The 364-nt window shown below is 26.9% G+C and carries 1 pseudogene; it reads right to left on the bottom strand.

Features of this window, described 5'->3' with window-relative positions:
• Nucleotides 1-296, bottom strand: a pseudogene (locus KAR67_RS09785) (hypothetical protein); the annotation flags it as partial.
• Between the last annotated feature and the right edge of the window lie 68 nt (nucleotides 297-364).

The following is a 364-nucleotide window of genomic DNA, read 5'->3' as shown; positions in this document are numbered from 1 at the left end:
GCTTCTTTAGCCTTTAAAACTCTTTGTTTATCCAAGTAGAAAAGCTCTTCGGCATTGTCTTTGAGTTTTTGCAAGGAATTTATATCCTTAAATTTTCTAACTCTAAATCCTATTATTTTTCCATTTGTTATATTAGGATAAAGAGAATACGAGTTTGCATTTCCTGTGCTAAGTAAAGAAAAGCTTGTAATGCTTCTTAAGCCTATTTGCTTTTTAAATAAACTGTCTATATTTAGCTCATCACTAGCAAAAACACAATTAACTAAAACCATAAATGCTAAGAAAATTTTTTTCATTGTCAATCCTTATATTTTAAATAATCAGCTCAAGTTAATTTTAAAATTTAATCCTTGATATTGAAAAG

This window comes from Campylobacter sp. JH32, assembly GCF_017846535.1.
In the GTDB taxonomy this organism is placed as follows: domain Bacteria; phylum Campylobacterota; class Campylobacteria; order Campylobacterales; family Campylobacteraceae; genus Campylobacter_D; species Campylobacter_D coli.
The sequence above is the reverse complement of the archived record's forward strand: the minus strand, read 5'-3'. Positions and strand labels throughout refer to the sequence as shown.